This is a genomic window from Terricaulis silvestris, from assembly GCF_009792355.1.
GTDB classification, from domain to species: Bacteria; Pseudomonadota; Alphaproteobacteria; order Caulobacterales; family Aquidulcibacteraceae; genus Vitreimonas; species Vitreimonas silvestris.
Map to the genome: position 1 here is coordinate 314,636 of NZ_CP047045.1, position 13,051 is coordinate 327,686.

At 62.2% G+C, this 13,051-nt stretch carries 15 protein-coding genes and 1 tRNA gene; 12 read left to right on the forward strand and 4 right to left on the reverse strand.

The genetic code is table 11. The annotated features are described in order from the left end of the window. Window positions 1–10: 10 nt before the first annotated feature. Together DSM104635_RS01550 and DSM104635_RS01555 are read right to left on the reverse strand one after the other, a co-directional pair. A complete protein-coding gene (locus DSM104635_RS01550) occupies window positions 11–1,798 on the reverse strand; it encodes a DUF8614 domain-containing protein (RefSeq protein ID WP_158764504.1) in 1,788 nt (595 codons plus the stop codon). 110 nt (window positions 1,799–1,908) lie between these two features. After that, a tRNA-Leu gene (locus DSM104635_RS01555) sits at window positions 1,909–1,995 on the reverse strand. A 92-nt stretch (window positions 1,996–2,087) separates the two neighbouring features. Here DSM104635_RS01555 and DSM104635_RS01560 point away from each other — a divergent pair. From DSM104635_RS01560 to DSM104635_RS01605, 10 genes are all read left to right on the forward strand, one after another. Continuing rightward, entirely contained in the window at window positions 2,088–2,360 is a 273-nt protein-coding gene (locus DSM104635_RS01560; RefSeq protein ID WP_158764505.1) for a hypothetical protein, read from the forward strand. Between the two features lie 12 nt (window positions 2,361–2,372). Continuing rightward, complete coding sequence (locus DSM104635_RS01565) at window positions 2,373–2,726, forward strand: hypothetical protein (RefSeq protein WP_158764506.1); 354 nt, start codon at window positions 2,373–2,375, stop codon at window positions 2,724–2,726. Next, window positions 2,723–3,271 carry a hypothetical protein gene (locus tag DSM104635_RS01570; RefSeq protein WP_158764507.1) on the forward strand — a complete coding sequence of 183 codons (549 nt, stop codon included), beginning with the start codon at window positions 2,723–2,725 and terminating at the stop codon, window positions 3,269–3,271. The genes DSM104635_RS01565 and DSM104635_RS01570 overlap by 4 nt, the downstream gene beginning before the upstream one ends. 48 nt (window positions 3,272–3,319) lie before the next feature. Next, the gene (gene lepA / locus DSM104635_RS01575; protein ID WP_228446023.1) at window positions 3,320–5,131 is read left to right on the forward strand and encodes a translation elongation factor 4; all 1,812 of its coding nucleotides are present in this window, start codon (window positions 3,320–3,322) and stop codon (window positions 5,129–5,131) included. 8 nt (window positions 5,132–5,139) lie between these two features. Continuing rightward, window positions 5,140–5,967 carry a hypothetical protein gene (locus tag DSM104635_RS01580; protein WP_158764509.1) on the forward strand — a complete coding sequence of 276 codons (828 nt, stop codon included), beginning with the start codon at window positions 5,140–5,142 and terminating at the stop codon, window positions 5,965–5,967. Between the two features lie 126 nt (window positions 5,968–6,093). Then, entirely contained in the window at window positions 6,094–6,366 is a 273-nt protein-coding gene (locus DSM104635_RS01585) for a DUF433 domain-containing protein (protein ID WP_158764510.1), read from the forward strand. Further along, window positions 6,338–6,694, forward strand: a complete 357-nt coding sequence (locus DSM104635_RS01590) for a DUF5615 family PIN-like protein (RefSeq protein ID WP_158764511.1) — start codon at window positions 6,338–6,340, stop codon at window positions 6,692–6,694. The genes DSM104635_RS01585 and DSM104635_RS01590 overlap by 29 nt, the downstream gene beginning before the upstream one ends. Continuing rightward, on the forward strand, window positions 6,691–7,011 hold the full coding sequence (locus DSM104635_RS20145) for a DUF2283 domain-containing protein (RefSeq protein ID WP_158764512.1): 321 nt from the start codon (window positions 6,691–6,693) through the stop codon (window positions 7,009–7,011). Before DSM104635_RS01590 ends, DSM104635_RS20145 begins: the two co-directional genes overlap by 4 nt. Window positions 7,012–7,479: 468 nt before the next feature. After that, window positions 7,480–7,917, forward strand: a complete 438-nt coding sequence (locus DSM104635_RS01600; protein WP_158764513.1) for a DUF3291 domain-containing protein — start codon at window positions 7,480–7,482, stop codon at window positions 7,915–7,917. Between the two features lie 103 nt (window positions 7,918–8,020). Further along, window positions 8,021–8,581 (forward strand): hypothetical protein, encoded by a 561-nt coding sequence (locus tag DSM104635_RS01605; RefSeq protein WP_158764514.1) that lies wholly within the window; start codon window positions 8,021–8,023, stop codon window positions 8,579–8,581. Here the strand turns inward: DSM104635_RS01605 and DSM104635_RS01610 are convergent, their stop codons facing one another. Then, window positions 8,582–9,004: a hypothetical protein gene (locus tag DSM104635_RS01610; RefSeq protein WP_158764515.1), complete on the reverse strand. Its 423-nt coding sequence runs from the start codon at window positions 9,002–9,004 to the stop codon at window positions 8,582–8,584. Window positions 9,005–9,092: 88 nt separating this feature from the next. Beyond that, window positions 9,093–9,545 (reverse strand): hypothetical protein, encoded by a 453-nt coding sequence (locus DSM104635_RS01615; protein WP_158764516.1) that lies wholly within the window; start codon window positions 9,543–9,545, stop codon window positions 9,093–9,095. A gap of 141 nt (window positions 9,546–9,686) precedes the next feature. On the opposite strand from DSM104635_RS01615, the gene DSM104635_RS01620 reads away from it, so the two are divergent. Then, entirely contained in the window at window positions 9,687–10,043 is a 357-nt protein-coding gene (locus DSM104635_RS01620; RefSeq protein WP_158764517.1) for a DUF1428 domain-containing protein, read from the forward strand. A gap of 269 nt (window positions 10,044–10,312) precedes the next feature. Then, on the forward strand, window positions 10,313–13,006 hold the full coding sequence (locus DSM104635_RS01625; protein WP_158764518.1) for a TonB-dependent receptor: 2,694 nt from the start codon (window positions 10,313–10,315) through the stop codon (window positions 13,004–13,006). Window positions 13,007–13,051: the final 45 nt, after the last annotated feature.

Here is a 13,051-nt window from a genome sequence, read left to right on the forward strand (position 1 = left end):
TAACGAGCGCTCACTGGGCCGCGTCAAGCGCCTCATACCTCACCAAGCTGAAGCGCGTGCGTTCGCTTTCGCGCATCCGCGTGGCGATGACTTCATGCAGCTCCGGCCGCCACGTCGTCCATTGATCCACGAACGCATTGGCCCGCGCCCGGTCACCGGCGCGCTGGATCGCCAGCACCTCGCGCAACAGGCTCGTCACCGCTTCCGGATAACGCCGGTAATCGATCCGCAACCGCCCGTTCTCGTACCGCAACGCCCCATGCTCCATGAACCAGTTCCACTGGATCAGCTGCATGGTCTGATAGGGTTGCTCGCGCCGCGGCCGGTTCTTCTGCAGCACGCGGCGAATGCCCGACGCATAAATCCCGCGCAGCTGCGCATCGCTCAGCAAGCCGCGCTGGTTCAAAATCCGCGCCGATGTCAACGACACCAGATCGGCCTTCATCTCCTCCAAGAGATCAGCCGTATCCTCCAACGCCGCATCAAGCTCGCGCCCATCCGCGGTCTGATCGACGCCGAGATAGTGCCCAATCTCGTGCCACAGCGTGCGATAGAACCCGCCCTCGGACGTCAGGTCGTCGCCTTGGCTGTCGATCACCACTGCTTCGAACGCGCGATGCGTTTCGTCGAAAATCTCATCGTTCAGCAAAATATTGCCGCGCATCAAAATCGTGCGCCCGTATTGCCGCGCCAAGTACGCCTCGTTCGGCAGGATCGTCGCGGTGTTCGTCCCGCGCGCCTGGCCAAAATCGGCGACAATGTTGTAAACACCAACCGGAATGTTGCTGCGCACTTCGCGATCGCTGTCATAGGGCAGGGCGTCTTCGACGCGCTGAATATCCGCCAGCGCCGATTGCAGCTCCTCGCTCCGCGCCCGGTCGCGCACCAGCAGCGAAAGCGCAAAGAACGTCTTCACGCCGTAAAGCGCGTCATCATACGTCTCGTACGAGCCGATCTGCGCATTGAGATTGCCGGTGAAATCCCCCGTCACCCAAGCCGCATCGCCGCCTTCATAATCATCCGCCAGCAAATCCCGCGCCCGCAAACGCAGATAGCGCGCGAACGCCGCGTCGCCGCTCTCGACATCATCCGCCGCCGCATTCAGCCGATCCGCGATGTAGAGAATATCGCGCGCGTACGCGACCGAGTAGGGCACAGCGAGATACGTCTGCTCCGTCTGCAACCGCTGCCGCAGCCCCGGATGCAAGGCGTCCAGCACCGGATGATGATCCAGCACCATCAGCGCATGCGCGCGGTTCTCGTCCGTCGCCGCCATCACCACGCCGCGATCGTCCATCAGTGTCTCGCGCCGCGACGGGTTCGCCGCGATGAACGCATCCATCGTCTCGCGCGTCGCGCCCGCCGGATACACATTCCGCGCCGGCTCTTCCGGCGACACCGAGAGAAACGCCTCGCGCGTATTGTCCAACGTCGTCGCGATCGGCCCCGAGTTCATCTGGAACAGATCGCGCGCCGCCGTCAGCTCAGGATGCTCCGCAAGATACGCCGCCGCCGCGCGCGCCTGCGGGTGGCGCTGCTCCATGTAAAGCTGATGCATCCGCTCCCCTGCGAGCAGCAACTCGCGCACCGCTTCGCGCTCGCCCGGCGTGAGCGCCGACATATCCGGCGCCAGATGCAATCGCTGCGTCCGCTCCAGGATGGCGTTCGCCCGCGCCTCATCCCAAGTCGGCGCGATACCGACGGTGGAGATTTCATGGTGATTGTGCTCCGCCGTCGGCGCGGCGGCCGTTGCGCAGGCGGCGAGGGCGACAGAGAGAGCAAGGACAAGCTGTTTCATGGCATCGGCCTAGCACGCAGGGACACCGCGCTCTAGCGAGCGACGACGAGTTCCAAATTTATGCGATTGGGGATGGCCTGCAATCCGAAGCTCGCGCGGCGAGCGTAGGATGGTGCCCGGAAGAGGACTCGAACCTCCACGCCCTTGCGAGCGCCAGCACCTGAAGCTGGTGCGTCTACCAATTCCGCCATCCGGGCACATGAAGTCGCGGTAGAAGCGGGCGTAGTTAGGGGAGTGCGGAACCCCCGTCAATGTGGCTACGCTTATTCCTCCAGAGAGGAGCCGCAGCATGGATGACGACCTGAAAACCATGGATCGCGAGGGCCTAATCGCCGAAGTAAAGCGCCTTCGCGCCGGCATCCGCGACCACCGCGACAGTTCCGGCCACAAGCTCTGTTGGCATCACCCGCAGCTCTGGGGCCTGCTGCCCGAGCCGATCCCGGCCAACATCACCGTACCGCCTTGGCCCAAATTCTTCCGCGGTTGCGTCGCCTATCGGGAATCACTCGAACGCGAACTCCCTGGCGCACCGGCGCACGATTCCGAATATGATGGCCGCTAAGAGCGGTGGCGCATGGATATAGAAATAGACGGACCGGGTGCGTTCGCCGTCGATGTGGTCGGCGTCTCCCAGTATCAACGCGTGCTTGAAGCCGCCGCGGAGGACGGCGCCTTGCACGAAGCGACACTCGTCCTCGAAGACTCCAACCCCTACGACGACCAAGCCGTCGCCGTGTACTTGAACGGCCAACGCGCCGGCTATCTCTCCCGCGCCAATGCGCGGCTCTACCGCGCCGATCTCACCGCTGCCGGCGCCGAACGCGCGACGGTGCGGTGCCAAGCCAAGATCGTCGGCGGTTTCGAAACTGCAAGCGGCGAGCGCGCCCACTTCGGCCTCAAGCTCGATCTGCCGAAACTCAACGCATGAAGCCGCTTAACATCGCCGCGTTCGTCTGGGGCGTCGCCGAGGCGACTTTGTTCTTCATCGTGCCCGACGTCATCCTCTCCTACATCGGTCTGAAGCGCGGCCCCCGCGCCGCGGCGATCTCATCGCTCTACGCCGCCATCGGCGCGGCCGTTGGCGGCAGCATCATGTTTCTCTGGAGCGCTAGCGACCCCGACGCCGCGCGAGCCGCCGTGCTAGCGGCGCCGGCAATCAGCGAAGCGATGGTGACAAGCGCTCGCGATAGCATGGGCACCCACAACTGGTTCAACGCCACCCTTGTGGGCCCGCTCTCATCAACGCCCTTCAAGGTTTACGCGATCTGGGCGCCTTGGGCTGGCGCGTCGCTCCCCGCCTTCGCGCTCGCCTCCATCGCCGCCCGTCTGCCGCGCTTCCTGATCGTCTCCGTCGGCACGGCCCTGATCGGCCGCGCCTTGAGCCGCTGGCTCAGCGAACGCCAGCTCACTTGGGTCCTCATCGGCGCATGGCTCTTATTCTACGCGGCATTTTTCGCCCTAATGCCGAACTGACGCAGCCGTGAGCCTTGGCGCCCCGCGCGGGCGCCTATACCACCGCGCCTGCAAATGACGCCCCGCGACCGCATCCGCAATTTCTCCATCGTGGCCCACATTGACCACGGCAAGAGCACGCTCTCCGACCGATTGATCCAATCGACCGGCGGCCTCACTGCGCGTGAGATGACCGAGCAGGTGCTCGACAACATGGACATCGAGAAAGAGCGTGGCATCACCATCAAGGCGCAAACCGTGCGCCTCGACTACAAAGCCAAGGACGGCCTCGATTACGTCCTCAATCTCATGGACACGCCCGGCCACGTCGACTTCGCTTACGAAGTGTCGCGCTCGCTCGCCGCGTGCGAGGGCGCGTTGCTGATTGTGGACGCGTCGCAGGGCGTTGAAGCGCAGACGTTGGCGAACGTTTATCAGGCGCTGGATATCGATCTTGAGATCGTACCGGTGATCAACAAGATCGATCTGCCCGCCGCTGAGCCCGAGCGGGTGAAGCAACAGATCGAAGACGTTATCGGGCTTGATGCGTCGCAGGCCATTCTCGCCTCCGGCAAAACCGGGGAGGGCATCCCGGAGCTGCTCGAAGCCATCGTCACGCGCCTGCCGCCGCCGAAATCCGGCGACGCCGCAGCGCCGCTGAAAGCGCTGCTGGTCGATGCTTGGTACGACGCCTATCTGGGCGTCGTCGTGCTCTTTCGCGTCATCGACGGCGTGGTGAAGAAGGGCATGCGCATCAAGCTGATGCAGACCGGCGCCGGCTACAACATCGACACACTCGGCGTGCTGCGCCCGCGCCGCGAAGAGGTGGCCGAACTCGGCCCCGGCGAAATCGGCATCCTCACCGGCTCGATCAAAGAAGTGGGCGACGCCCGCGTCGGCGACACCATCACCGAATATCGCCGCGAAACCACGCAAGCGTTGCCGGGCTTTAAGCCGGCGCAGCCCGTCGTGTTCTGCGGTCTCTTCCCAACCGACGCCGCCGATTTCGAAGATCTCCGCGCCGCCATGTCGAAGCTCCGCCTCAACGACGCCAGCTTCAGCTACGAAATGGAAACCAGCGCTGCCCTCGGCTTCGGCTTCCGCTGCGGTTTCCTTGGGCTTTTGCACTTGGAAATCATCCAAGAGCGCCTGAGCCGCGAGTTCGATCTCGATCTCATCGCCACCGCGCCCAGCGTCGTCTATCGCGTGCACATGAACGACGGCGAGCTCAAGGAGCTGCACAATCCCGCCGATCTGCCCGATCCGGTTTACATCCGTGAAATCGAAGAGCCGTGGATCAAAGCCACCATCCTGACGCCCGACGAATTTCTCGGCGGCATCATCAAGCTCTGCCAGGATCGCCGCGGCGTCCAGAAAGAGCTGAACTATGTCGGCTCGCGCGCGATGCTGATCTACGAACTGCCGCTCAACGAAGTGGTGTTCGATTTCTACGACCGGCTGAAATCGATCTCGAAGGGTTATGCCAGCTTCGATTATCAGCTGATCGATCACCACGTCGGCGATCTCGTGAAGATGTCGATCCTGGTCAACGACGATCCGGTCGACGCGCTCTCCATGCTGGTGCACGCCGGGCGCGCTGAATCACGCGGCCGCGCCATGGTGGAAAAGCTGAAAGAGCTGATCCCGCAACACATGTTCAAAATCCCGGTGCAAGCCGCCATCGGCGGCCGCATCATCGCCCGCGAAACCATCAGCGCACTGCGCAAGGACGTGACCGCGAAATGCTACGGCGGCGACGCCAGCCGCAAACGCAAGCTGCTGGACAAGCAAAAAGCCGGCAAAAAGCGCATGCGCCAGTTCGGCAAAGTCGACATCCCGCAAGAAGCGTTCATCGCGGCGCTGAAGATGGATAGCGATTAGGAGCGACCGTGTCGGATCGATTTGAGATACCGAGCAGAATGACTTGCGGTGTCAAAATCGAGTTTCCCGAGTCGTTTTTCCGCTGGACTATTCTGCCCTACGCGCACTGCTTCGCGATCGCTGCTTTTGCCTTCCATGTCGAGCATGGCTATCGGCGCAATGAGCTGCTTCGCCCGAAACTGGACGACCCTTCGGACCCCGGAATCAGAAATTGGTTCGGTCTCGAAGCTCATCGGCTGAACATAAGTTCGTTCTACGGCGCGTTGCGGATCGAAGATCCCTCTGAACCCTTTCAGGAGCTTTCGATTAACGACGAGGGCGATCTGCACAGTGTCCCGTCGTTCTTGCCGGGTGTGATGTTCCCCGAGGAAGAACGCACTCGCGTTTTTGATGAGAGCTTCCCGATAGCGCGGACGAAAGTGAAACACATGCTAGAGCATTCGATAATTATCGGAGCTCTTGATGTGAAAGGACGACGCGAAAGCGCCCTGGCAAAAAAGGAGCAAATTGAGTGGGGATGCTTCACCGCTGGACTCGAATGGGATCGCCATCGGTGCCTCTTCAACCTTGATGGAGCGAAGCTGTACGACGTTGAGTTAAGGGTTTCTCCGCGCGTGAAACCGGAAGACGTGGACGTTCAACAAATTACGGAAGAACCTAAGGCCAGGAGCGCAAAGCGAGCGGGCATAAAGGACGCCGTGAATCAGGTCTGGCCAGAGGGCATTCCGAAGGGGCTGACCATCAAAGAGCGAGACGGAGCAATCATGGCCTTCCTCGAACGAAATGGTGTGACGGCCCCCAGCGCGAAAACTATTCAGCGTGCCCTAAAGGACTAGAGGGGACAGACGCGGCATGTCCTCATCTGTCTCTTTCTCAATCGTTCAAACAGCGATCTTGTGCAGCCGTTGGAGGTGCGCAAGTGTTTGGTTCGATCGCAATAAATGTGATAGTGTATAACCACTATGACCAACCCGCTCCTTGCCCGCATCACCTCGGACCCCGCCATTTTCGGCGGGAAACCGATCATTCGCGGCCAGCGGTTCGCGGTGGAGCACCTGCTTGGCTATCTCAGCGCGGGGATGTCCGAGGCGGAGCTGTTGGAGCAATTCCCGTTCTTGGAGCCCGACGACGTCAAGGCGGCGCTGCTCTACGCCGGCAAACTTTCGGGCATGACTCGCATGTCTGGCGCGGCGGTGGGGGCGGCCAGTGAAGAAGCGGAAGCTCCTGCTCGATAATTGCGTGGCTAAAGACGTGGTTGCTCGGCTGCGCGCCGACGGCCACGATGTTGTGACCGTCGCCGAACGCGGCGATGATCCTGGTGATCCAGCCATCCTCGCTGCCGCCGCGTCGGAAGGCCGGGCTATCATCACGATTGATCATGACTTCGGCACGCTCGTATTTCGCGATGGCTCGAAGCATCTGGGCGTGCTGCGGCTCCGTCAGTCGAGCGCCGCGGCGCTAGCTGAGCGCGCAAGCCAACTCGTCAACCTACACGGCGACGATCTTGAGGCGAGCGCATTTGTGACCGACGATGGGGATCGCGTGCGAGTGACCAAACGATGAGCGTTCGCCTTCATTACGATGCCAGGACCAATACCGCGTATCTGCGCTTCTCCGCCGAAGCCGTTGTCGAAAGCGAGGAGGTTTCCTCCGGCGTTGTGCTCGATAACGCTCTATCCCCCACCCAACACCGCTCCCGCCCTTATTTTCCAACGCTTCCGAAAAAATCTATCCCACACCTTCCCACCGCCTGTATCATCCCTCCATCGCTCCGCAGGAGGGCAGTCGGCCGCTGTTCAACCGATGCGATGAGCGAGGTGATTGAGCGTGACGCTCTGATGTCTTCCGCAAACCATCGCGGAAAGGCGCGCCGGTCCTGAGGGCGAAAACGAGCCTCATAAACTGCGCGTATCGCATCAGGTGCGACAAGCCCGCGGGGATAATAAACCGCGAGGAGCACACCGGGGCCTTGCGCGAACAGCGCAAACCCGCGCGCCGGCGGCGATCATCCAGAGGAGTGAAAGACCTCCTTGCGCTGAGCCGTTGGAAGCCAGTCACGGGACGCGGATGGTCCGCGTCGACAGCGTCGCTCACCCGGCGCACTTTTGCAGGCGCGAGCCACCCGCGTCCCGCTCTCCACTTTTTCGCGCGCGATGCGCAACAAGGATGAAGCATGTCTCAATCGTCCCAAGCTGAAGCTCAAGAACCCTCTACCTCCTTTGGGAGGGAGAGGGCAGGGTGAGGGTGGAGCACCGGCATCAAGAGGTGCGCTCAATCCTGAACCTCTCCCCCTCACCCAATTCGCTGGAGCGAATTGACCTCTCCCCCTCGCGGGGTAGAGGTGGGCCGTGGTTCACAACTCCATCACCCGCTTGCGTCTGCACTCCATCTTCACGCTGCCCGCGTTCGTGCGTGCGACGCGCGCGATCAGCGCGCAGTGCGGTGCGTCGCCGGGCTTCATCTCCGGCGCCGTGCTTGCCGAAGGCCGTCTCGTGTTCTGGACGCGCTCGGCGTGGGAGAGCATCGACGCGATGAAAGCGTTTCGCGATTCCGCCACGCATCGCGACGCGATGCCGAACCTGATGAGCTGGTGCGATGAGGCCAGCGTCGCGCACTGGGAAGGCGAGGCGGCGACCGATTGGGACCCAATCTACGCGCACATGGTCGAGCACGGCCGGCTGTCGCGGGTGAAGCACCCGACACCAGCGCATACCGAAAAATGCTTCGCGCCGATGCGGCGCTGGTCGCCGGAACAACCGATTTCCGTGGCGAAATCGCGAAAGTGACCGCGGGCACAGCGCGTTTTTCCGGGCTTCTGGATAAGCCACGCATGGACAGACGCCGCGGCCCTGCGTTAGGGCTGCGCGGCCTGGAACGGGAGAAAACCGAATGATGCGTATGATGCTGGCCGCCGCGGCGGTCTTGACTTTGGCCGCGTGTAATCAGGGCAACGGCGCGGCTTTGCCGCCGGTGCAACCGGGCGCGCAAGCGCCGTCGACGCAGACACCACAGCCGACCACACAACAAGCGCAGATCACCGACGAAGTGCGTCAGCAATTGATCACCGGCATGGATACGCTGTTGGACAATTACCAATCGCAATTCGCCGCCAGCATGGGCCCGGTGCAAGGCATGGACGATCAAGTCGTCGCGCTGCAGCCGGGCACGGACAATCGCTGGTCGGTCAATCTTACCGGCGGCACGCCGTACACGTTCCTCGGCGCCTGCGACGGTGACTGCAACAATGTCGACATCGAGTTGATCGATATGCGCACGGGCGGCGTCGTGGCGAGCGACATGCTGGCGGACGACTATCCGGTCGTGGCGTTCACGCCCCCAGCTGATGGCCAATACATCGCGCGTCTGCTCTTGCAGAACTGCACGGTGGCGCCGTGCTACACCGGCACGCGTGTCGTCTCGCAAACCGCGGGCGGCGCTGCGCCGAAGTAACTACGCGTACGGAAAACACGTCTCGCGCGGCAGCTCCAATTTGAAGTGCCGCGCGAGCGCCAGGATCGCCGGCTCGTGCGCAAGGTACGGGTCGGCGTTTTCGGGGCCGACGATGACGGTCTTGAAGTTGACCTGGTTGCGCCCCTCGGGTGGCAGCATCGCGGTGGCGAGACCAGCGCCGTCCTCGGCGCGCAGGGTGAGAAACATCGGCATGGTCCGCGCGACGTGGGCCTTCAGGCCAATGGATTGCTCAAAGGTCGGCGCGCCAGCCGGGGCCCTATAGCTCTCCCGCGCAGCAGCTTCGAAGCGGCGGAAATACTTTTCGACCGCGTGCCGCATCAGCGCCGCTTCGGCTTCAGCTTCCGCTTCGGTCTCAAATCTGAACCAGGTCGCGCCGTCCGGCGCATCGCACACGTACCGCATGAGGGCAATGTAGTGCGAATTTCGGAACAAATTATGGAGACGGCGCCCATCCAGGTGCGCGCCGCCTCACATTGTGATCGTCAGAACACTAGCAGGGCACGTCCACGGTGACATAGCGATTGGCGTAGCGATCCCACTGCCGCTCGCGCCGCACGCATTGCGGACGCTGGTCTTCGTAATGGCGGTCCCCTTCGAGCCCGTAATCGCGCTCATAAGCGCCGCCTCGACCCTCATAATAGCCGCTGTCGCGCTGGTAGTATTCGTCGCGTTGCCCGCCGCAGCGATCGTAGCAGCCGCGCGGTTGGCTGGGCTGGCTGGCCAGCGAGCCAATCGCCAAGCCCAAGACTAGGCCGACAACGCCGGCGGCGAGTTCGTCGTCGTTGTTGTCGTGATGGCGGTAATGACGGCGCCCGCGATCGTCGTCGCGGTCGTAATGCCGAGAATAGCCGTCGCGGCGACCATCGCGGGCCTCGGCGACCGGCGCGAACGTGGTCGCGGCGAACAAAGCCGCGATCAGCATCGCTGAAATTTTGTGCATCATGTCAGTGCTCCCGAGCCGACGGTGCGCGCGGCTGGCTGAATCCAAGCTGAATCTAACCTGAACGAAATCGCCGCTAGCGCTTGTCGGAACGCGCGCGCGCGCCACGTCTTCAGGTAGTCCCAGCAGCAAAGGAGATTCACAATGCCCTACGTCGATGGTTTCGTTCTGGCGGTTCCGAAGAAGAATCTGGACGCCTACAAGGACATGGCCCGCAAAGCCGGCGAGGTCTGGAAGGAACACGGCGCGCTGGATTACGTCGAATGCATCGGCGACGACGTGCCGTACGGCGAACAAACCTCGTTCCCGCGCGCCGTGCAGGCCAAGGACGACGAGATCGTCGTGTTTTCCTGGGCGACCTACAAAGACCGCGCCACCCGCGACGCTGTTATGAAGAAAGTCATGGACGACCCGCGCATGAAGAACAGCATGGACAATGCGCCGTTCGACGGCAAACGCATGATTTTCGGCGGCTTCCAGCCATTCCTAGAACTGCACTAAGTGAAATGGCGCTGCGCAGGGGATGGCGCAGCGCCATTTCTTAGGGATTCTTGCGGGCGGCCCCCGCCCTTCCGCCTTCGTCTTGACGTACCGCGGTGAGGAATTCTTTCGCCCCGTGCAATGACATGGCGTTGCAGGACATACCCGATTCACGAAAAATCGTACCCGAAGCTTGACTCGATGATTGCCCGGAGGCTTGCTGACCTTCTGGGCGGCAGTGCGCTTGCGGGAGGCGGGCGCAGAGGCGCTGTCCCAAGGGGAGGCGTGCAATGCGCAACACATCGATTTGGATGCTGCTCTCGGGAGCGTCGCTCGCGGCCTTCGGCGCCGTCACACCCGCCGCCGCGCAAGCAGTGTCGGATGAAATCGTGGTCACAGCGCAAAAGCGCGAACAGGCCATCCAGGACGTGCCCATCGCGGTGTCGGCATTCTCCGATGAGCAGCTACTGAATCAAGGCATCGACGGTGGGTACGACCTCGTCCAAAGCGTCCCGAACGTCACCTTCTCCAAGACGAATTTCACCGCGTACAATTTCCAGATCCGCGGCGTGGGCGCGGAAGCCGTGGCAACCGGAGCGGACGCGGGGGTCGGCGTCCACCTCAACAACGCGCCGCTGACGACGAACCGCCTGTTCGAGGCGGACTTCTACGATGTCGAGCGCGTCGAGGTGCTGCGAGGGCCGCAAGGCACACTGTTCGGCCGCAACGCCACTGGCGGCGTCGTCAACGTTATTACGCAACAGCCGAGCGGAGCATTCGAAGGCAGCCTGCGCCTCGAGGCCGGCGATTTTGACAGCTACCGCATAACCGGCGTCGTCGATGTGCCGCTCATGGCCGACGGCGTGTTGGGCCTGCGCGTGGCGGCGACAAGCCTCCAGCGCGAAGGCTTTGTCACGAATTCCGTCAATGGCGAAGCCGTCGATGGGCGCGAGATCTGGGCGGGGCGCGCGACCTTGGCGTTTAACCCCACCAACAATTTCGGCGCCTGGCTGATGTACGAGCATTTCGAGGAGGACGACGACCGCTCACGCGTCGCTAAGCAATTGTGCGCGACCGACAATGGGCCGACCTCCGTCAACGGAGAAGCCATAACCAACCCCGTGACCCGCGGTTTCCTGAGCCAGGGTTGCCTGCCCGCGCGCTTGAGTGATCCGTCATCGCTAGGCGCGGTCAATTCGCTGGCCACTCTGGGCGGTTCATGGGCCGCGATCGTCGGCGCGATCTCGGACAATCCCAATGCCGGCATCCTTCAGGATTCCGACCTGCGCCGTATTCAGTCCTCGTTCGAGCCGATCTATCAGGCCGAGGAGGACGTGGCTCTGCTCAATATGCGCTGGGATATGACGGATTCCTTGGCGCTCACGGCGCTAACATCGTGGAGCCAAGACAGCTACTTTACCTTCCAAGATTACAACCGCATCGTTCCACTCACGCCGTTCAACTTCATTCCCGGCTTGACCGCCGCTGACGGCACATTCTGTGATCCGCAGCTCGGCTGCTTCGATCGCATCGCATCTGCGGATATTTCCTCGGCCGAGACCAGCCAGTGGTCGCAGGAGCTGCGGCTGGAATCGAACTTCGACGGTCCGCTCAACTTCAGCCTTGGCGCGATCTACATGGATTACGAGGCTGAACCGAACGATTATTGGGTGTTCTCGAACTCGCTAACGCTGACCACTTACGCGCTCGGCGGCGGGGTCTTTGTCGATACCAACAATCCGCCCGATGGCAGCGGACACAATTATTATCTCAACCGCACGCAGCTCTATCAGCTGAGCTCCTTCGCCGCGATGGGCGAAGTCTATTATCAGCCATTCGAAGACTTCACGGTCACGGCCGGCTTGCGCTTCACGCAAGACGAGAAGGACGTCTATCCCGTCAGCCCGCTCCTGTTCGGTTTCCTGAGCGGCGTCGTCGTGCCGCCGCCCGTGCCGCATCAGCATGCTGAGTTTGAAGAGACAACGGGACGACTGGGTTTCGATTGGCATATCGATACCGGCTTCACCGATCGCACGCTGCTCTATGCATTCTATTCGCGCGGCTACAAAGGCGGCGGCTTTAACCCGCCTGGCTCTGTCGGCATCGCCGGCGTCAACGCGACGTTCGATCCGGAATTCGTCAACGCCTACGAAGTCGGCGTGAAGAACACGCTGCTCGGCGGCGACATGATCTTCAACGCGACGGCCTTCCACTACGACTATGAGGGCTATCAGATTTCGCGGATCGTGCAGCGCACCTCCGTCAACGAGAACATCGACGCCATCGTCCGCGGCGCCGAATTTGAGTTGGTGTGGGAGCCCGTCGATGGGTTGCGCTTCAACGGCACGTTAGGGAACCTCAACACGGAAATCACCGGCGGCAGCTCGCTTGACGTGTTCGACCGCGCACAGGGCGATCCGGATTGGACGCTGATCCACGACCCGTTTAACGGCCAGGCTTGCTTGGCACCGACGTCGTTCTTTAACGCTGGGATGGTGGCGGCGATCAATGGTGCGCCGGGAGCACTCGGCGGCGCCTGCGATCCGGCGGGCGGCAATCCGCTTGGTCTCAGCGCACTGACAATCGAAGGGGCGGGACCTGCTCCGGGCGGCGGCGTTTTCCTTGAGGGCAATGAACTGCCGAACGCGCCCAACTGGACCTTCAGCTTCGGCGTTGAATACACTTGGCCGCTCGGCGGCGGCTGGGAAGCAACCGCGCGCGGTGATTATTTCCGCCAGGGCGAGTCGTTCATGCGCATCTTCAACACCGAAGCTGACGAGCTGGACTCATACGATAACTTGAACCTGCTGTTCCGCGTTGCTCAGCCGGATCGCGGCTTGGCCGTCGAAGCGTTTGTGCAGAATGCAACCGATGAAGTCGCCATCACCGATGCTTACCTCACGGACGATTCATCGGGCCTGTTCCGCAATATCTTTTTGACCGATCCGCGTGTGATCGGCTTAAGGGTGTCGGCAGAGTATTAGGTTCCGCCGCTTGCTCTCCTAGGAGCGGCGACCTTGCGGGTTGTC